Origin of the sequence: Achromobacter sp. K91 (assembly GCF_003576205.1) — a bacterium.
GTDB classification, from domain to species: domain Bacteria; phylum Pseudomonadota; class Gammaproteobacteria; order Burkholderiales; family Burkholderiaceae_B; genus Achromobacter; species Achromobacter aegrifaciens.
In genome coordinates this window covers 107,591-126,673 of record NZ_QWFB01000052.1, presented here as the reverse complement: position 1 = coordinate 126,673, position 19,083 = coordinate 107,591, and the positions used below count along the sequence as shown (strand labels likewise).

Sequence of the window (19,083 nt, the reverse complement as noted above, 5' to 3'; positions counted from 1 at the left end):
TGAAAGTCTTCTTTGCTCCTGGGCCAACCCGCAAGCAGCATGGTGGTCCGTTCAAAGCACATCCCTCGACAACGACATGACGACTCGCAAGACTCCGGGCGGCGCCCGCATCGCATTCTCCCTGGCGCTGGCCCTGGCCGCCGGCGCGGCGCAGGCCGACGCCACGCTGGAAAAGATCAAGGAACGCGGCACCATCACCATAGGCGTGCTGGCCAATGGCGGCGTGTTTGGTTCGCTGGACCCCGCGACGCAGCAGCTGGTGGGCTGGAACCCGGAGCTGGCGCGCGAGCTGGCCAAGGGCCTGGGCGTGAAAGCGGAATTGGTGCAGGTGCAGACCGCCACGCGTACGCAGTTCCTGATCTCCGGCAAGGTCGACCTGCTGATCGCGTCCATGGAGCTGAACCCGGAGCGCGCCGAGATCCTGGGCTATGCGCCGACGCCGTTCTTCCGCGTGGGCGGCACGGCCGCCACGCTGAAGACCAGCGGCATCGCCAAGTGGGAGGACCTGCGCGGCAAGCCGGTGTGTGTGTCCCAGGGCAGCAGCTTCGCGCGGCCCTTGTCAGCCGACTACGGCGCGGTGGTCAAGGGCTACAAGAGTTCGTCGGATTCGCTCCTGGCGCTGCGCGGCGGCCAGTGCGTCGCGGCCGTGCACGATTCGACCTTGATCCAGCCGCTGCTGCGCAGCAATCCGGAATGGAAGGACTACCACGCGCCCATCGCCACCGAGGTGCTGCCGGCAAATTCGGTGGTCTGGACCCGCAAGGGCGAGGCCGACACCATCGCCGCCGTTGACAAGGTGGTGCAGGACTGGCATCGCACGGGCTGGCTGATCGCCACGGAAACTCGCCTGGGCATCGCACCGCCGCAGCCGCTATTGCAGGAACTGCATGCCAAGTACAAGCAGGGAAGTTGAGGCGGATCGGCGCATGTTCGAATCGGCACTGCAAGCCTGGGTCGGCCTTTTCAAGCCGCTAGGCCTGAACTACAGCTTCGTGTTGGACGCGGGTGAACTGTCCGCGTTCGGCCGCGGGCTGCTGGTCACGCTGCAACTATGCGCGTGGACCATACCAGTGAGCCTGGCGTTCGGCGTCCTGATCGCGGCGGGCCTGACCAGCGGCCGCGGCTGGCTGGCAAGGCCATTGCAGGCTTTTGTGGAAGTCACGCGCAACACGCCCACGCTGGTGCAGCTGTATTGCGCCTTCCTGGTGCTGAACATGCTGATCACGCAAAAGCTGGGCGGCGGCAGTCCGATAGCGCCGTTCGCCTGGGTGGTGATCGTGGTGGCGCTGCACAAGGGGGTGTTCCATGCCGAGGCCCTGCGCGCGGGTATCGAAGCGGTGCCCGCCGTAACCATGGAGGCGGCTCGTTCGCTGGCGTTCTCACGGCGCCAGATCCTGACCCAGGTGCAACTGCCGCTGGCGTTGCGCTTTGCCTTGCCGGCACTGGTCAACAACCTGGTGGACTTGGTGAAGATGACAGCGATTGCGTCGGCCATCGCGGTGGGCGACGTGACCTATGAGTCCATCATGATCTGGTCGTACCGCGACAACGTGTTGGAACTCTTGCTGCTCATCCTGCTGTACTTCGGCCTGCTGACCTGGCTGGTCGGTCTGGGCGGGAGATGGCTGGAAGAACGTTTGAGGATGCCTGGCTATGGCCAATGACCTGGTCCTGAACGCACAGGCCGCGGGGCGACGGCTGCCGCCGGCCTTGCGCGATCCCTGGCTTGTCGTATTGCTGGCGTTGGCGGCGCTGAACCTGGCGTGGGTGGCCACCAACTCGGCGCCCGCCGCCGTGCGGACGCTGTGGTATTGGTCGCCAGCCTTGCTACGCGGTTTGGCGATGAACGTCCAGATCAGCGTGCTGGCCATGGCGCTGGGTACGCTGGCCGGGCTGGTGGTGGGTGCGCTGTCGTTGTCGCCGTCGCGGCTGATGCGCCGCCTGACACGCGCCTACGTGCTGTTGTTCCGCAATGCGCCCATCCTGGTGTTGGTGTACTTCACCACCTACGTATTTCCCTTCGAGCTGAGGCTGGGCGGATGGAATCTGCCGTTTCCGGACTGGATCAAGGTGGTCATCGGCCTGGGCCTGCCGGCCAGCGCCAACGTCGCCGAGATCTTCCGCGGCGCGATCCAGTCCATCCCCAGCGCGCAATGGGAGGCCGCGCAATCGCTGGCGTTCCGCCGCGCGCAGATCTTCCGCATGATCGTATTGCCGCAGTGCCTGCGGCGGATGCTGCCGTCGTGGATGAACCTGTACGCCAGCATCACCATGAGCACGTCGCTGGCCTCGCTGGTGGGCGTGCACGATCTGGTGGACGCGGCTACGGTGGCCAGCAATACGGTGTCGCGCACCGACTTCACGATATTGGTCTACTTCACGCTATTGGCGCTTTTCTTCGCCTATTGCTACCCCATCGCGCGCTGGACGCGGTATCTGGAAAAACGCCATGAGCATTATTGAATTCGAGGCGCGCACAGCCGCCTCAAGGGGCGCGGCTACGCCGCCGCTGGTCAGCCTGCAGGACGTGCATCTGGCCTTTGGCCAGACGGAGGTGCTCAAGGGCATGGACGTCGAGGTGCGGCAGGGGCAGGCGGTGTCCATCATCGGACCGTCGGGATCGGGCAAGTCCACCATCCTGCGCTGCATTACCGGACTGCTGCGCCCGCAGCGCGGCCGCATCGAGGTTGGCGGCGTGCGCGTGGACGCCTTGAAGACGGAAGCCGAGCTGATCGGCCTGCGCAAGCGCGTGGGTTTCGTGTTCCAGCAATACAACCTGTTCCCGCACCTGAGCGTGCTGGAGAACCTGACGATCTCTCCCATCAAGGTGGGCGGCGTGCCGCGCGCGCGGGCCGAGAAGCGCGCGCGCGAGCTACTGGCCCAGGTGCGGATGGAGCACAAGCAGGACGCCTATCCCGGCGAACTGTCCGGCGGCCAGCAGCAACGCGTGGCGATCGCGCGCGCGCTGGCATTGCGGCCCGAGCTGATTCTGTTCGATGAAGTCACTTCCGCGCTGGACCCGGAGATGGTCGGCGAAGTGTTGGCCGTGATTCGCGAACTGGTGGAGGACGGCCTGACTTGCGTGCTGGTGACCCATGAGATGCGCTTTGCCGAAGAGATCAGCGACATTGTGTATTTCACCGAGGCCGGCCGGATCGTCGAGTCCGGGCCGCCGGCGCGCCTGTTCGGGGCGCCTGCCAGCGAGCGCACGCGCGCCTTTCTGCAACGGGCGGTCGGCGCGGCGCCCGTGCGCGAGCGGACTCCCGATCCCATACAGAGCTACCTGCATTTCGATCCGCTGCGCCTGGCGGTGTGAACCCTGATGGAGTTGCGCATGACTTTCATATCCCTGATTCCCATTTGTGGCGAGGTGACCGCATGAGCCTTGCAGACGCTCGCGTCCAGACCCGGCTGGTGCATGCCGGCGCGCCCGACCTGAAGCAGGGCGGCGGCCCGGTGAACGTGCCGGTGGTACGCACCAGCACCGTGCGCTTTGCCGACACGGCCGCGCAGGCGGCCCTGGGCCGGCAACGCGCGGCCGGGGAACGCGTGGCGACCTATGGACGCCATGGTCTGGACACCCATCAGGCGCTGGAAGAGGCTGTGACGTCGCTGGAAGGCGGCTACCGCACGCTGTTGGCACCCTCCGGGCTGTCAGCCATCGTGCTGGTGCTACTGGCGACCCTGGCGCCGGGCGAGCACGCCTTGGTGGCCGACAGTGTCTATTCGCCGGTGCGCAAGGTGGACCGCGCGCTGTTGCAGCGCTATGGGATCGAGGTGGAGTATTTTTCCGCAGCACGCGACGACCTCGCAGCGCTGATCCGTCCGAACACCCGCCTGCTATACCTGGAGTCACCCAGCTCGCTCCTGTACGAAGTGCAGGACCTGCCTGCGCTGGCCGCGACGGCGCGGCGGCATGGCGTGCTGGTGGCGGCGGACAATACCTGGAGCGGCGGCCTGTATTATCAGCCGCTGGCGTTGGGCGCGCACATTTCGATTCAGGCGGCCACAAAGTACCTGGCGGGACACTCCGACGTGATGATGGGCGTGGTCACGGTCGATAGTCCGGAACTGGCCAGGCAACTGGGCGCGACCTACGACGCCCTGGGCCTGTCGGTGGGCGCGGACGATGCCTATCTGACCTTGCGCGGCCTGCGCACGTTGGATGTGCGGCTGGCGCGGCATCATGAAAACGCGTTGGTCGTGGCCGAATATCTGGCGCGGCACGAGGACGTCGCCAGAGTCTATTACCCAGCGTTGGCGCAGGACCCGGGCCATGCGTTCTGGCGGCGGGATTTCAGCGGCGCCAGCGGCCTGGTGTCGTTCGCGTTCCGCCATTCCGATGCCGCGGCCGGCGCGCGCTTCATCGATGCCTTGCGTTATTTCTCCATCGGCGCATCCTGGGGCGGCTACGAAAGCCTGGCGCTGGAGGCGGCGCCCGAGCGCCTGGCCGAGCACAGCCAGTGGCGGGATGGTCCGCAGACCCAATCCGTGGTGCGCCTGCACATCGGGCTGGAAAGCCCGCTGGACCTGGTGGACGACCTGGAGCGCGCATTCGCGGCAACACGCCAGGCCCTGCGGCGCAGCGCCTGAGGCATATGCAAATGAGCGGTTTTCTTTAGGGTTTCCGGCTATGTAGAAGCAACGTTTACCTCTTTGTCCGTCAGTACCCGCGACCACTAGAATTTGCCCTGTTCCATGATTGGCGGCAGGGCATGTCTACTATTCTTTCCATCGGTTCGGTGCAGCTTCCGTTTCTTGTCCAGCGGCAGGCAGCGGTACGCGAGTTCTATGGTCACATCATCGGCCTGGATGAAATGGCCGGGGCCGGCGGCCAGCGGCTGCTGTTCGCGCTGGGCGAAGCGACCTTGTCGCTGTCTCCCGTGGACGAAATCAGCAGGGAAGTGAAGCCCGATTACCTCGCGCTGAGGACCGGCGACTATGACGTCATCCTGGCGCGCCTGCGCCGGGCTGGACACCATCCGGTCTGCTCCTTGCCAGACGCCGAGCCGCGCGTGATGTACGTGAAAGATCCGTCCGGCAATCAGCTGGCATTCCTGGGCTGAGGCGCGCGATGAACTTCCAGCAATTGCGCTCCGTGCGCGAGGCCGTACGCCAGGACTTCAACCTGACCGACGTGTCCGAAAGCCTGCACACCTCGCAGCCCGGCGTCAGCCGTCAGATCCGCGAACTCGAGGAAGAGGTGGGCGTCGACATCTTCGTGCGCTCGGGCAAGCGGCTGATCGGCCTGACCCCGCCCGGCGAGCTTATCCTGCCCTTGGTCGAGCAGATCCTGCAATGCGCCGATAATATCCGCCATGCCGGCGCGGAGTACGCCGACAGCCGGACGGGCGTGCTGTCCATAGCGGCCACCCATTCGCAGGCGCGCTACGCCTTGCCGCCCGTCATCAAGGAGTTCCGCGAACGCTATCCCGAAGTGGTGCTGCATCTGCATCAAGGTTCGCCCAAGCAGGTGTCGGAGATGCTGCTGGAAGGCGAGGCCGACATCGGCGTGGCGACGGAAGCGGTGGCCGATTATCCTGGGCTCGTCAACCTGCCTTGCTACCGTTGGAGCCACAGCATCATCGTGCCTCGCGGCCATCCTCTGGAACGGCAGCAGGACGGGGTGACGCTGTCGCAGCTGTCGCGCCATCCCCTCATCACCTATGGGCGGGGCTACACGGGCCGGGCGCATATCGACGAGGCCTTCGCGCGAGCCGGCATCACACCCGACATCGTCATGACGGCGATGGACGCGGATGTGATCAAGACCTATGTGGAGCTGGGGCTGGGCTTGGGCATCGTGGCCTCGGTGGCCTGGGACGCCGAGCGCGACACGCGCCTGTGCGCCATCGACGCCCGCCACCTGTTCGAGATCAACCTGACGCGGCTGGCGATACGGCGCGGCGCATGGCTGCGCGGTTACGCTTTTCACTTTATCGAGATGTTCGTGCCGACTTTGACGCGCGAGATCGTCGAACGCGAGCTCAAGGGCGAAGGCTGAGGCAAGCGGCGCAGGGACAGTCGTCCCGCGCATATCCATAGTTGCATCGCTTCGTTCCCGCCGCGGCGCCGCGCACGTAGGCTGACTTTTTCTTCCACACGGAATTCAGGGCCATCCCATGAGTACATCTGCACCGCTGTCCGCAACCGCGAGCATCCACAATCAACGCGCACGGGCCGTGCGCGAGTTCATCGCCCATGCACGGCGGCTGGCGCCCGATGCCGCCAGCGTCACGCGCGAACAACTGGCCGAAGTGGCAACGCTGCTGGAAGCGCTGGGCCGCCGCCGCGAACTGTTCCCGGCCGAAGCGTTCGCCTTGGTCCCGGGCAGGCCGAACGCCATCTACCGGCTGGCGGAGGACCTGGACGGCGGCCATGCCCTTTACCTGTCGCTGGGCGCGCCGGGCAAGGCCCAGCCGCCGCACGACCACACCACCTGGGCCATCATCGCCGGCGTGCAGGGCAATGAGCGCAATGAGGTCTATGCGCGCGAGCGCAGCGCCGATCCGCTGCGCGATGTGCTGAGCCACGTCCAGCGCGTGGATGTGCAGCCGGGCAGCTCCATCGTGCTGGGGCCGGCGGACGTACACACCATCGAACTGGTAGGTGACGAGCCTGGCGCGCACCTGCATTTCTATGGCCTGGCGCTGGACCGCCTGCATGGCCGTGTGGTGTTCGAAAGCACGGCGGGCGGCACCTACCGCACATTCTCGCCGCCTGCGGCGATCTATCATGCGCGTATTTCCACGCAGGCGCTGCAGGACGAACTGCGCGGCGCGGGCGAGATCGCCTTGCTGGACGTGCGCGAGGCGGGCCGTCATGCGCGCCGCCATCTGCTGCACGCCGTGCCAGCGCCCTTGTGGCGCCTGGAACTGCTGATCGACAGGCTGGCGCCGCGCCGCGATGCGCGCATCGTGCTGGTGGATGATGACGAGACGCTGGCACACCAGGCCGCGGCCAAGCTGACGCGCCTGGGCTGGAGCGATATTTCGGTGCTGGCGGGCGGGACGGACGCCTGGGAGCGGGAGGGGCGGGAGTTGTTCTCCGGCACCAACGTGCCCAGCAAGGCGTTCGGCGAAGTCATCGAGCATGAGAAGCGCACACCCTGGATCGACGTCGACGAACTCGATGCGCGCGTGGCGCGCGGTGACGACATCGTGGTGGTCGACAGCCGCACGCCGGAGGAATTCCATAACTTCACGCTGCCCTTCGCGCACAGTCTGCCTGGGGCGGAACTGGTCTATCGAATCCGCGAGCTGGCGCCGGACCCGGCTACCTTTGTGGTGGTGAACTGTGCGGGACGCACGCGCAGCATCGTCGGCGCGCAAACGTTGATCGACGCCGGCATACCCAACCGTGTCGCGTCGTTGCGCAACGGCACCATGGAGTGGCTGCTGTCGGGCCGCGAGCTGGCCCATGGCAGGCATGCGGCGCTGCCTGAGCCGGACGGCCAGACCTTGACTGCAGCGCGCCAACAGGCGGCCGGCGTCGCGCGTCTAGCAGGCGTGGCGCACATCGATACCGCCGCCTTGCTGGCATTCGAGGCGGAGCAGGACGTGCGCACGCTTTACAAGTTCGATGTGCGCACCCGCGAGGAGTACGAGACCGGCCATCTGGAGGGCTGGCGCTGGGCGCCCGGCGGCCAACTGGTGCAGGCCACGGACGAGTACCTGGCCACGCGCCGCGCCCGCGTGGTGCTGGCGGATTGGGACGGCGTGCGCGCCTTGACCACCGGCGCCTGGCTGGCCCAGCTGGGCGCGGTGGAGGTCTATCTGTACCGACCGCCGGCATCGGCCGCGTTGCAGAGCGGGCCGGAGCCGCGGCGGGTGCTGCGCCACCGGCCTGACGCCGGCGGTTTGCGGCCGCAAGCCTTGCGGGCCGCGTTGGAAAGCGGCCAGGCCGTGCTGTTCGACGTCGATGCACGGGTTGCGTACGAACGCGGCCACGTGCCGGGCTCCCGATACTCGGCGCCCGACCGCCTGGCCGAGTTCCTCCCCGAAGACCGGGACCGGACCATCGTGCTGACTTCCGCCGACGGCGTGCTGGCAAGCGTCGTGGCGGCCGAGCTGGCGTGGCGCAGCCAGCGGCCGGTGCGCTACCTGCTGGGAGGCACCCGCGCCTGGAAGGAACAGGGCCTTGAACTGGCCCGTGGCGGGCAAGGCGTGTTGACGGGAGACGACGACCAGAGCGTCAGCCCTTATCTGTTGGACGACCTGGCCGCGCGGGATCAGGGCTTCCGCGACTATCTGGACTGGGAGCTGGGACTGGTGGCGCAGCTGGAGCGCGAAGGCAGCCAGGAGTTTCGGTTGATCGCGCGGGAGTGACCGGAGCGGCCAGCGGGCCCAGGCTTCAGCGTGCAGTGCCTTTGATCGCGGCCATCAGGTCATCCGGGTGCGCCATCAGTTCGCGCGCCTGGCATAGCGTCGGGTACTGCTGCAGCACGCCGGTCCATTGCGCCGATTGCAGCAGCTGTTGCCAGACGGGCTCCAAGGTATCGGGGGCTGCGTCCAGGCCCTGCGCCAGAAGACCGGCATGTTCCAGGCTGGGTGGCGCGGACAGCAGCTGCATGCGGCTGGCGGCGCTGAGCAGGCGCGGGATCGCGTCTGCCGGGCCATCGCAGACATAGAGCACGGTGGTATCGAGCCGCTGGCCTTCGGCCGGCAACGCCCGCAGCGCCGCGCCGCGCAGGGGGAACCGGCCCTGGCGCGTACTGAAGGCGTAGTCGGTCCGCGGATCGGCTTGCGCCAGCAGGCGCAGCCCGCGCAACAGGCGCGGGAAGTCGGTGGCGGCTGCGTCGGCCGAGGCCTTGGCTTCGAGAAGCAGGCACAGGTCCCAGGCCGGCGGCCCGCCATCGCCTTCCGCCTGGCGCAGCAGCGCGGCATCCCATTCGGTCTTGGCGCGGTCGGCGTTGGCGGGCATCGAAGGCGGTACGCGCATGGACGACACGGCCTGGTAGGCTGGGCTGCCATCGGCGTCGTTGAGGCGGCGTGCCAGGGCCTGGAGCGCTTGCAGCGCTTGCGCCTCGACGGCGTCGCCGCGCAACCGCGAGGCGTTGCCTTCGGCCAGGGCGCTGGCGCTGCCCGGGCGCGGGCCTTGCTGTTCCCACAAGGCGCGGTAGCGGCGCACGTCGCTGTCGGCCGCCAGGACGTCCAGGCGTTGCAGATGATCCAGCGCGGGGCTGGCGAGCAGACGGTCGAGAGCGGCAGAGGCCGGCTGGGCTTCGGCGGACAAACCAAGAAGCCGGCGCGCGGCATCGGGCAGCGCCGTCCAGGAGTCGGATGCCGCCGCAGCCTGCAAGGCGGCCATGGCGTCGCGCGCGGGGCCTGCCGGCATGCGTTCAAGCTTGGCGGGATGGGCGACTGCGTTGGCGGCGGCAATGATCTCGCGGCGGTCCTGGGCTGCGCGCGCGGCCAGGGAGGCATACTCGCGCACGAGCGGCAGGCGGTGCCGCAGCAGCATGGCCTGGAATGCCGGATCGCCGTCGGACTCGCGCATGGCGTCGCGGATCAGGCGCGCCAGGGCGTCGAGAAAGGCTCGCTTGACCGCGGCCGGCGGCGCGGCGCCATCTTCGACCGACTGGCGCGCCTGTTCGATGGCGACGGCCAGAGCGGTCGCGGGCGGGGCGTCTTCCGTGGGGATGCGGGAAATGGCCGGCACGCGATAGCGCCGGGCGGTGCGGCGCAGGATGGCGTCGAGCAGGGATAGGGAGGGCGGCTGGGGCATGGCGCCCCAAGCCTACCGCGATGCCGCCGGCGCGGCAAACGCACCGCGCCCTGGCCGGCAGCGGCTTCTTACTTGAACAGCGCGGCGTTTTCCTGCAAGGCGGTGTCGGCGCATTGCGCGTCCAGGTTGCCGCCGGGTGCGCCCGCCACGCCGATGGCGCCGATCACGGCCGAACCGGCCTTCACGGGCACGCCGCCGCCCAGCACCAGGAAGCCCGGAATGTCGGTCAGGGTGGCTGCGGCGGGATTCTTCTGGACGTTTTCCAGCATCGTCAGCGTCGGGGTCTTGGCGGACGCGGCTGTAAACGCTTTCGCACGGCTGGCTTCGATGGTGTGCGGGCCGGCATTGTCGGCGCGGGCGAAGGCCTTGAGCAGGCCGGCGCGGTCCACGACCGAGGCGCTCACGTTGTAGCCCTTGGCCTGGCAGGCGGCGACGGTGGCCGTCGCCAGCTTCTGCGCGTCGGCCATGGACAGGTTGCTCTCGTTGAGCACGGCGGCGTTGGCGGCGCCGGCGCAGGCGAACAGGGCGGCGAAAGCGATGAATTTGGGCGACATGTCTGTGTCCTTAGTGGGTCGGTGACAGGAACAGACAGATTAAAGATGACGGCCGATCGGCGGTATTCGGTCGGCTACGCTGGGGCCTCCGTAGGGCTACGGAGGGAGGCTGCGCAAGGCTGCCCGCCGCGTCGACAGCCTTCAGGCCAGCAGCCCTGCGTATTCGCGGATCAGTCCGGCCAGGTTGTCCGCTTCCAGCTTGGCGAAGACGTTGGCGCGGTAGGTCTCCACCGTGCGCGGCGACAGGTCGAATTCGCGCGCGATCTCCTTGTTGCTCAGGCCTTGCACGACGCGTTCCAGCACATCGCGTTCGCGCCCGGAAAGCTTGTCCAGCCGTTCCTGCGCGGCCTGCGTCACGGCGAGTTTTTCGCGGCTGGCGATGTGGGTGCGCACGGCGGCCTGCACGGCGTCCAGGAAGACGTCGTCGTCCACGGGCTTTTGCAGGAATTCCATGGCGCCACCCTTGAACGCGCGGCGGCACAGGTCCACGTTGGCGTGGCCGGTCAGCATGACCACGGGCAGGTCCGATTGCTCGGCCAGCCGGCTCAGCACGTCCAGGCCGCTGATGCCGGGCATGCGGATGTCCAGGACCACGCAGCCGATGGCCTGCGGGTGCAACCGGGCCAGGAAGGCCTGCGGGTCGCCATGGCCCTCGCTGCGCAGGCCGACGCTGCGCAGCAGCAGCGCCAGGCCGTCGCGCACGGCGTCGTCGTCATCGACCAGGTAGACCAGCGGGGATTGTTCGAACATGGAAGATTCCTACGTCGTCATGCGGCGGCGCGCGGCAGGCTGACCGTGAAGCAGGCGCCTGCCGGGCTGAGATTGCGCGCGGCGATACGGCCGTCCATGGAGCCGGCCAGCGTGTCGCACAGCGCCAGGCCCAGGCCCATGCCTTGCGGCCGCGTGGTGTAGAAGGGAGCGAACAGGCGCGGCAGCGCGTCGGCGGCGATGCCGGGGCCGGTGTCGCTGACGCTGAACAGGTAGGCGTCGCCATCGGCGCGGCCTTCCAGCAAGATCTGGCGCGGTCCGGGAACGTCGGCCAGCGCATCGGCGGCGTTCTGCACCAGATTGTGCAGGATCTGCTCCAGGGCCACGCGGTCGCCGAGCGGCCGCACGCCTGGGCTGGCGTTGTGCCAGCTCAGCCGTATGCCTAGCCGGGCCAGTTCCGTTTCGCGCAGAAAGCGCAGCGACGCCACCAAGGCGTCGGGGTCCAGCGCCTCGCGCCGGGCGGGCGAGCTGGGCTGCACCAGGGCGCGCATGCGGCTGATGATTTCGGCCGCGCGCTTGGCCTGTTCGGCGCTGGCCAATAGCGCGTGGCGCACGGCGGGGCGTTCCTCTTCGTCGTCCAGCAGCCGCTCGGCGGCGCGGGTCTGGGCCAGGATGGCGGTCAGCGGCTGGTTCAGTTCATGGGCGATGCCGGCGGCCATTTCGCCCAGCGTGCTCAGGCGCGCCATGGCGCCCAGGCGCAGTTGTTCCTGGTGGCGGCGGGCCTGGGCGCGCGAGCGCTGCCACGCCGCGGCGCCGGCCACCAGCAGCGCGCTGGCCAGGCCCCAGGCGAGCCAGGTGGCCCAGGGCCAGGCGCCGGGCGTCAGCGTGCGCGTGCTGCGCATCTGGAAGGGTTGGCTGGCCGCGCCCAGCGGCTTTTGCAGGGCCAGCGGCCAGCCGAGGCTGCCGGCGTCGGGCTGCTTGTCCAGCAGCCGCAGCGGGGTCTGGTCCACCGTCAGGGTGAGGTTGGCAAGGCCGGGAGGAAAGTCGGCCGCGGGTATCAGCTGGCTGGCGTCCAGCAGCAGGCTCCAGCCCGAGGGCGCCACCAGCCAGTAGCGGGCGCTATCCACTGGCAGCGTCACCGGCCGGCCCAGGCCGCGCGCGCGTTCGACGGCGGCCGCAAGGCCCGGAGGTTCCGCCACGCTGCCGCTCCAGGCGCCGCCAGGCAGGTAGCCCAGCCCCAGCAGTTGGGGCATGGCCGGCCGCAGGCTGGGATAAAGGCGTTCCGGAGCAGGGGGATGGGAAAGGGCGGCCAGCGTCGCCAGCACGGCTTCATGCTGCACCGTTTTTTGGCTCAGCATGCGCTGCGCCACGCTGGTGCTCTGGGTGAAGCGTTCGTACTGGTCCACATAGTCCTGCCGCCCGATCCAGAGGGCGCCGAAGGTGAACAGGACCAGCCAGCAGAAGAAGGCGCGAGCGCGCGATAGGGGATTCACGCCTGAAATTATGCCTTGCGGCCAACGCGGGCAGGAATCCGTAGGGCTACGGAGGGGTGGGCGCTCAGGCCGCCAGCCGCTGGGCGTCCGGGTCCGGCGCCTGCGAACTGGCCGCGAGCGCGATCTGGTACAGCGCCGCCACCAGGTCCGATTGCGTCACCAGTCCGACCAGGTTGCGCGCTTCATCCAGCACCGGCACGCAATGCAGGCTGTCCGACATGGGGCGGGCCAGCTCGATGACGGGCAGGCCGGGGGTGGCGAAGGGCACTTCGCTGCGCATGCAGTCGGCCACCAGCAGGTCGGGCGCGGCATCCGCATCGGCGGCGACGGCAGCCAGCCGGGTCCGGCGCGCCAGCACGTCGCCCTGGCTGACCATGCCGGCGTAGCGGCCGGCCGAATCCAGCACCGGCAATGCCTGCAGGCGATGCTTGTCGAACAGGCGCACGGTGTAGTCCAGCGGGTCCTGGGCCTGTACCGTGACTACGTCGCGCGACATGATGTCGGCGCAATGCACGTCGCCGAAGCGGCGCACGCTGGCGCGCATTTCCGCGGCCAGGACGATTTCTTCCAGGTCTTCCTTGCTGATGTCCAGCAGCTCGCCGCGCTGCGTGAGCGCATCGTCCAGGTCGGCCAGGCTGAAGCCCAGGCGAGCGCTGGGCGCGAGGTCGCGGGTGTTGTGGCCAGCGGCCGGGTCGGCGTGGCGGCGCGGATAATTGCGCTTGAGCGCGCCATTGAAGACCACGGCGATGCACAGCAGGATGGCGGAGTTCAGCGCCACGGGCCAGAGCGCAAAGCCGTAGCCCAGGCTGGCGACCGCGGGGCCGCCCAGCACGGCGGTCAGCGCCACTGCGCCGCTGGGCGGATGCAGGCAGCGCAAAGAGAACATGGCGCCGATGGCCAGCGCCACCGCCACGGCGGCAGCCACGCCGGGCACAGGGATGAACTGGGCGCAGAAGACGCCGATCAGGGCCGATACCAGATTGCCGGCCATGATGGACCAGGGTTGGGCGAGCGGACTGGCTGGGGCGGCGAACAGCAGCACGGCGGACGCGCCCATGGGGGCGATGAACCAGGGGCTGGCGTCGCCCAGCGCGTGGCGGCCCACCCATTCCGTGCAGAACAGGCCAAGCAGCGCGCCCAGCACGCCGTAGAGCTTCTCGCGTCCGTTGACGCCCACCGGCGCTGGCGCGAACGAGCCCAGCCAGCGCTTGATTGCTACACCCAAAACGATCTCCTCGCGCATCGATATGTCGCGGGGCGACAATTTATCACGCGAGGCAAAGCTGCGCTGCATAAGCTTATGCAGCAGGGCGTGGATCAGGCGTTGCCGGAGTCGTCGCCGATGCGGGTCAGCAGGCGCGTCAGCAGCGGGCGCATGGCGCGTAGTTCTTCCAGGTGCGAGGCCGAGAGGTCTTCGAGCATGCGCTCGGCCTTCGCGGTCAGCACGACCTCTACGCGGCGGCCGTCCTCGGGGTCCGCCTCGCGGCTGACCAGATCCAGGCGCGCCAGCCGGCCCACCAGTTCGGCGGCGGTGTGGGGCCGGATCAGGAGGCGTTCGGCGATTTCGCCCACGTACAGGCCGCGGCGGCCAGGGACGTTCTTGCGCGTGCCCTTGATGGCGAGCAGGGCCTGGTGCTGCTGCGGCATCAGGTCCAGTCCGGCGGCGGCGTTTTCGCTGAAGGCGGCAAAGCGGCGCAGCGCATAGCGGAAGTCGGCCAGGAGCTCGTAGTCCGTGGCGGTCAGCTGGGGTGGGGGCGAGGGCGGTTTCACCTGGGCGATTCTAATATATGTCGTGATACGATATATATGACATTTCGCAAATCCCTGCGCAATTCTTCCCGTCTTCGAACATGCCTCCCACTTCTTCCTCCGCCCGGGCCGCGCTGCGCCTGGGCGACTTCACCACGGACAAACGCGTGGTCCTGCTCATGGGCCTGGCCATCCCGGTCGGCCTGGCCAGCGTAGCCGCGGCCTGGGCCCTGCTGCGGCTGATCGCGCTGTGCACCAATCTGGCGTACCACCAGCAGTTCTCGTTCAAGGACCAGCCCATCACGACAGGCCACCTGGGCCTGGCTTCAGTCGCCATTCCGGTGGTGGGCTGCCTCATCATCGGCTTCATGGCGCGCTACGGTTCGGAAAAGATCCGCGGCCACGGGATTCCGGAGGCGATGGAAGCCATCCTGATCGGCAAGAGTCGCATCCAGCCCAAGGTGGCGGTGTTGAAGCCCGTGTCTTCCGCCATCTCCATCGGCACGGGCGGTCCGTTCGGGGCCGAAGGCCCGATCATCATGACGGGCGGCGCCATCGGCTCGCTGCTGGCGCAGACTATCCACCTGGACGACGGCGAGCGCAAGACCCTGCTGGTGGCCGGCGCGGCCGCGGGCATGACGGCCATCTTTGCCACGCCCTTGGCGGCGGTGCTGCTGGCGGTTGAGCTGCTGCTGTTCGAATGGAAGCCGCGCAGCTTCCTGCCGGTGGCGATGGCGGCGCTGGTGGCGGCAGCCACGCGCGCCTTCGTGCTGGATGGCGGACCGATATTCGCGTATTCGGGTTCACTGGCGTTCACGCCCGCGCATCTGCTGGCCTGCGCCGCCGTGGGCGTGCTGGCCGGGCTGGGATCGGGCGTGCTGACCTCCATGGTCTATGCGGCCGAGGACCTGTTCGAGAAACTGCCGCTGCACTGGATGTGGTGGCCGGCCTTCGGCGGCCTGGTGATCGGCCTGGGCGGCTTGATCGAGCCGGCGGCGCTGGGCGTGGGCTACGACAACATCCGCCATCTGTTGGCGGGTGATCTGGCGTTCCAGGCCGTGCTGCTGCTTCTGGCGGTCAAGGTCATCATCTGGTCCGTCGCGCTGGGTTCGGGGACCTCGGGCGGGGTGCTGGCGCCGCTGCTGATATTCGGCGGCGCGTTGGGGGCATTGGCCACGCCGTTGCTGCCGCAGGCCGATCCGGGCTTCTGGGCGCTGCTGGGCATGGCCGCAATGATGGGCGGCACCATGCGCGCGCCGCTGACCGCGACCCTGTTCGCGGTGGAACTGACCGGCGACATGGGCGCGCTGCTGCCAGTATTGGCCGCCTGCGTGTTCGCGTATGGGATGACAGTGCTGCTGCTCAAGCGTTCCATCCTGACCGAGAAGATCGCGCGGCGAGGCCACCATATCAGCCGCGAATACCGCGTGGATCCCTTCGACCTGCTCCGGGTCAGCCAGGTGATGACCACGCCGGTCCAGACGCTGCCGGCCGACTGGACGGTGGCGCAGGCCATCGCGCATTTCATGACGGCGCAGCCGGTGCATACCAGCTATCCGGTGCTGGATGCCGAAGGCGCGGTGGTAGGCGAAGTCACGCGCGCCGATACGCTGGCCTGGGCCATCGACGACGAGCAGACCGGGCGCACCTTGGCCGAGGCCCTGCAAGGCCGCGACCTGGTGTACGGCCATCCCGAGGAACTGGCCAGCCAGATCGCCGACCGCATGGCGCTGACCGGCGCCGGCCGCATACCCATCCTGGACCGGGCCAACGGCCGGCTGGTAGGCATCGTGGGGCGCAAGGACCTGTTCCGCTCGCGCGCGCGGCGGCTGCGCGAGGAAAGCCAGCGCACTGCGTATTTCCGCCGCACGCCTTCAGCGGGCGGGTGAGGCGCGCAGCTCCCACAACACGTCCAGCACGTGCCGGGTGGCTTGCTCCACCTGCCCGGCGCGGTGCGCGATGCCCAGCGGGCGCCAAAGGGCCGGCCGCAGCGCGCGCATCTCGATGCGCGGATCCGGCTGCGGCGCGGTGGCCTCGTGCGGCAGCAGCGTGGCGCCGTAGCCCGCGGCCACCAGGCTCTTGATGGCGTCGTTGTAATTCAGCTGGATGCGGGCGCGCGGGTTCAGGCCGGCGGCGGCAAACCATTCGCCCGTCAGGCGCGACAGCCGCGTGCTGGCGTCGTTCAGGATCAGCGGCCGTTCGGCCAGCCAGGCCGGCGTCAGGCGCGCGGGCGCTTTCCAGCTGGCGGGCAGGAAGGCCATGACCGGGTCGCGCCGCCAGGGGCGCAACACCAGGCCTTCCAGCGGCGGCTGGGGCAGGGCCACCAGGCCCACGTCCAGCGAACCGTCGGCCAGGCGCAGGAGCGTTTCCTGCGAAGTCAGCACAGCCACTTGCACGTCAATGCCGGGATGGTTGCGCCCCAGCGTTTCCAGGGCCTGCGGCAGCAAGTGGGCTATGGCGCCGGTGGAAGCGCCCAGCCGCACGCGCCCGGACAAGCCCTGCACCTGCCGCTGCACGTCGTCCAGCGCCTGGTCGGCGTCGGCCAGCAGGCGGCGCGCGCGTTCCAGCAGGGTTTCGCCGATGGCGGTGGGGCGGACCTGGCCGCGCTTGCGCGTGAGCAGCGGCGCGCCAATGCGCTCCTCCAGGTCGGCCACATGCAGGCTGACGGTGGGCGGGGCCAGATGCAGCGCGCGCGCCGCGTCGGCGAACGAGCCCAGGTCGGCAATGGCAACCAGGGTGCGCAGGCGGTCCAGGCTGATTTCACGCATGGCGGTGTCGTTCAGGAAAGCTGAATTGGATAGTCATGATATTCGACTTTTGTTATCTGCCAGTCCAGCCGATGATGGAGTCCTGCGCCCGGAACCCCTTCCGGCGCGCCTTTGATCCAGGACGCAAGCGCCATGACCCAACCTCTAGTTTTCATCGACGGCGACCAGGGCACCACCGGCCTGCAGATCCATGAACGCCTGCATGGGCGCACGGACCTGCGGCTGCTGACGCTGCCCGAGGCGGAACGCAAGGACCCGCAACGCCGTGCGCAGGCGATCAACGGCTGCGACATCGCCATTCTCTGCCTGCCGGACGAACCGGCGCGTCAGGCTGCCGCGTCCATCGTCAATCCCGCGGTACGGGTGATAGACGCCAGTTCCGCCCACCGCACGACGCCCGGCTGGGTCTATGGCTTTCCGGAAATGAACGCGGAGCAGGCCGGACTGATCGCCCAGGCGCTGCGGGTCAGCAACCCGGGTTGTTATCCCACGGGCGCGGTCGCGTTGCTGGGTCCGCTGGTGCGGGCCGGGCTGGTGCCGGCCGACTATCCGGTGGTGGTGCACGCGGTATCAGGCTATTCGGGCGGCGGGCGCGCGGCGGTGGACGCCTACGAAGCCGCGGACGGCGCGCCGGGACCGGCGTTCCAGCTCTACGGCCTGGGCCTGGCGCACAAGCACACGCCCGAGATCGAGCGGCATGCGGGCCTGACGCAGCGGCCGGTGTTCGTGCCGGCCTACGGCGCGTATCGCCAGGGCATCGTCCTGACCGTGCCGCTGCAGCTGCGCCTGCTGCCGGCGGGCGTCGACATGGAACGCCTGCACGCCTGCCTGCAGCAGCATTACGAGGGCGCGCGCCACGTGCAGGTCGTGGCGCCGCAGGACGCGGCCGCCCATACGCACCTGGATCCGCAGGCGCTCAATGGCACCAACGATCTGCGCCTGGCCGTGTACGGCAATGCGCAGCACGGCCAGGTGCTGCTGACGGCGGTGTTCGACAACCTGGGCAAGGGCGCGTCGGGCGCGGCGGTGCAGAACCTGGACCTGATGCTGGCCGCGATGCGATAAGCGCCGCGCCTGCGCGGGCTCAGGCCGGGTCCGCCAGCGTCTCCACCACCAGGCGGCGCAGCCAGACGGTGCCCGGATCGCTTTCGAAGCGCGCGTGCCAATGCACCGTCACGGACAGCGGCGGCAGCGCGATGGGCAGCGGGCGTATCTGGAACGCGTCGTCGTGGTTGAACCAGATCGCGGCCCGCAGCGGCAGGGTCATGGTGAGATCGGTGCGCCGCACGATCTCGGCGGCCGCCGAGAAATGCGGCAAGGTCAGATATGGCCTGCGCGGCAGGCCGGCCTCGCTCAGCACATCGTCCAGCAAGCGGTGGGCGCTGGCGCGCGAGGCCACCAGGATGTGGTCCAGGCGCTTGTATTGGCTACGGGTGAGGCCCGCCGACAACACCGGATGGCCGCGCCTGCCCATGCAGGTGTAGCGTTCGCTGAACAGTTCCGCGTGGCAGGTCTCGCTGCCCAGCCCGGCCAGGTTGCCGATGGCGAGATCGACCTCGCCGTCTTTCAGCGCCTGCGGCAGCCGTTCCAGCGGGATCTCCAATACTTCCACCTGCAGGCGCGGCGCCAGGGCGTGCACGCGTTCCATCAATGACGGCAGGAACACCATTTCACCGATATCGGACATGGACAGGCGAAAGCGCCGGGTGCTGCTTGCGGGCTCGAAGCGCTGCCGCAGGTTGACCGCTTCCGCAAAGCTGTTCATGCCGCGCTCTATGGGGTCGGCCAGGGCAAACGCGACCGGCGTGGGCTGCATGCCGGACGCCGTGCGCGCGAACAGGGGGTCGTCGAATTTTTCGCGCAAGCGCGCCAGCGCGTAGCTCACGGCGGGCTGCGTCAGGTTCAGGCGCTGCGCCGCGCGCGTGACGCTGCGTTCCTGCAGCACGGTCAGGAAAACCCGCATGAGGTTCAGGTCGAAGTCCACGCATGCCTCTCATATCAGCTTGATTTATAAGATAAATAATATCCATAAATTTGACATATAAATAGTTGATTCCTAGACTAATTTCATAAGGCTGGGGCAAC

18 protein-coding genes are annotated in these 19,083 nt (G+C 68.4%); 10 read left to right on the top strand and 8 right to left on the bottom strand.

Annotation, left to right across the window (positions count from 1 at the left end; genetic code table 11):
- Positions 1–76 precede the first annotated feature (76 nt).
- The 8 genes from DXK93_RS25460 (at position 77) to DXK93_RS25425 (ending at position 8,327) form a co-directional block, all read left to right on the top strand.
- Positions 77–913, top strand: a complete 837-nt coding sequence (locus DXK93_RS25460; protein ID WP_054454619.1) for a transporter substrate-binding domain-containing protein — start codon at positions 77–79, stop codon at positions 911–913.
- A 13-nt stretch (positions 914–926) separates the two neighbouring features.
- A complete protein-coding gene (locus DXK93_RS25455; protein WP_119451531.1) occupies positions 927–1,664 on the top strand; it encodes an amino acid ABC transporter permease in 738 nt (245 codons plus the stop codon).
- On the top strand, positions 1,654–2,463 hold the full coding sequence (locus DXK93_RS25450; RefSeq protein WP_054454616.1) for an amino acid ABC transporter permease: 810 nt from the start codon (positions 1,654–1,656) through the stop codon (positions 2,461–2,463). The genes DXK93_RS25455 and DXK93_RS25450 overlap by 11 nt, the downstream gene beginning before the upstream one ends.
- Positions 2,450–3,316: an amino acid ABC transporter ATP-binding protein gene (locus tag DXK93_RS25445; RefSeq protein WP_119451530.1), complete on the top strand. Its 867-nt coding sequence runs from the start codon at positions 2,450–2,452 to the stop codon at positions 3,314–3,316. The genes DXK93_RS25450 and DXK93_RS25445 overlap by 14 nt, the downstream gene beginning before the upstream one ends.
- A 62-nt stretch (positions 3,317–3,378) precedes the next feature.
- Entirely contained in the window at positions 3,379–4,593 is a 1,215-nt protein-coding gene (gene metC, locus DXK93_RS25440; RefSeq protein WP_054454613.1) for a cystathionine beta-lyase, read from the top strand.
- Positions 4,594–4,715: 122 nt separating this feature from the next.
- The gene (locus DXK93_RS25435) at positions 4,716–5,066 is read left to right on the top strand and encodes a glyoxalase/bleomycin resistance/dioxygenase family protein (protein ID WP_054454611.1); all 351 of its coding nucleotides are present in this window, start codon (positions 4,716–4,718) and stop codon (positions 5,064–5,066) included.
- Positions 5,067–5,074: 8 nt separating this feature from the next.
- A complete protein-coding gene (locus tag DXK93_RS25430) occupies positions 5,075–6,004 on the top strand; it encodes a CysB family HTH-type transcriptional regulator (protein WP_054454609.1) in 930 nt (309 codons plus the stop codon).
- Positions 6,005–6,122: 118 nt separating this feature from the next.
- Positions 6,123–8,327, top strand: a complete 2,205-nt coding sequence (locus tag DXK93_RS25425; protein ID WP_119451529.1) for a rhodanese-like domain-containing protein — start codon at positions 6,123–6,125, stop codon at positions 8,325–8,327.
- A gap of 25 nt (positions 8,328–8,352) precedes the next feature.
- Here the strand turns inward: DXK93_RS25425 and DXK93_RS25420 are convergent, their stop codons facing one another.
- The 6 genes from DXK93_RS25420 to DXK93_RS25395 form a co-directional block, all read right to left on the bottom strand.
- Entirely contained in the window at positions 8,353–9,726 is a 1,374-nt protein-coding gene (locus tag DXK93_RS25420; RefSeq protein ID WP_119451528.1) for a 3-deoxy-D-arabino-heptulosonate 7-phosphate synthase, read from the bottom strand.
- Between the two features lie 68 nt (positions 9,727–9,794).
- Positions 9,795–10,280 (bottom strand): heme-binding protein, encoded by a 486-nt coding sequence (locus DXK93_RS25415; RefSeq protein ID WP_054454605.1) that lies wholly within the window; start codon positions 10,278–10,280, stop codon positions 9,795–9,797.
- 141 nt (positions 10,281–10,421) lie between these two features.
- Entirely contained in the window at positions 10,422–11,030 is a 609-nt protein-coding gene (locus DXK93_RS25410; RefSeq protein ID WP_119451527.1) for a response regulator transcription factor, read from the bottom strand.
- Positions 11,031–11,047: 17 nt separating this feature from the next.
- Positions 11,048–12,481: a sensor histidine kinase gene (locus tag DXK93_RS25405; RefSeq protein ID WP_119451526.1), complete on the bottom strand. Its 1,434-nt coding sequence runs from the start codon at positions 12,479–12,481 to the stop codon at positions 11,048–11,050.
- Positions 12,482–12,545: 64 nt separating this feature from the next.
- Positions 12,546–13,706 (bottom strand): HPP family protein, encoded by a 1,161-nt coding sequence (locus DXK93_RS25400; protein ID WP_370127593.1) that lies wholly within the window; start codon positions 13,704–13,706, stop codon positions 12,546–12,548.
- 92 nt (positions 13,707–13,798) lie between these two features.
- Positions 13,799–14,251: a MarR family winged helix-turn-helix transcriptional regulator gene (locus DXK93_RS25395; protein WP_054454602.1), complete on the bottom strand. Its 453-nt coding sequence runs from the start codon at positions 14,249–14,251 to the stop codon at positions 13,799–13,801.
- An 80-nt stretch (positions 14,252–14,331) separates the two neighbouring features.
- Between DXK93_RS25395 and DXK93_RS25390 the strand changes: the two genes are divergently transcribed.
- Entirely contained in the window at positions 14,332–16,119 is a 1,788-nt protein-coding gene (locus tag DXK93_RS25390) for a chloride channel protein (protein WP_119451525.1), read from the top strand.
- Here DXK93_RS25390 and DXK93_RS25385 read toward each other — a convergent pair.
- A complete protein-coding gene (locus tag DXK93_RS25385; RefSeq protein ID WP_119451524.1) occupies positions 16,105–16,998 on the bottom strand; it encodes a LysR family transcriptional regulator in 894 nt (297 codons plus the stop codon). The genes DXK93_RS25390 and DXK93_RS25385 overlap by 15 nt on opposite strands.
- Before the next feature lie 132 nt (positions 16,999–17,130).
- On the opposite strand from DXK93_RS25385, the gene argC reads away from it, so the two are divergent.
- Positions 17,131–18,063 (top strand): N-acetyl-gamma-glutamyl-phosphate reductase, encoded by a 933-nt coding sequence (gene argC / locus DXK93_RS25380; RefSeq protein WP_119451547.1) that lies wholly within the window; start codon positions 17,131–17,133, stop codon positions 18,061–18,063.
- A gap of 19 nt (positions 18,064–18,082) precedes the next feature.
- On the opposite strand, the gene DXK93_RS25375 is transcribed toward argC, so the two are convergent.
- Positions 18,083–18,982, bottom strand: a complete 900-nt coding sequence (locus DXK93_RS25375; RefSeq protein ID WP_233564613.1) for a LysR family transcriptional regulator — start codon at positions 18,980–18,982, stop codon at positions 18,083–18,085.
- Positions 18,983–19,083 lie beyond the last annotated feature (101 nt).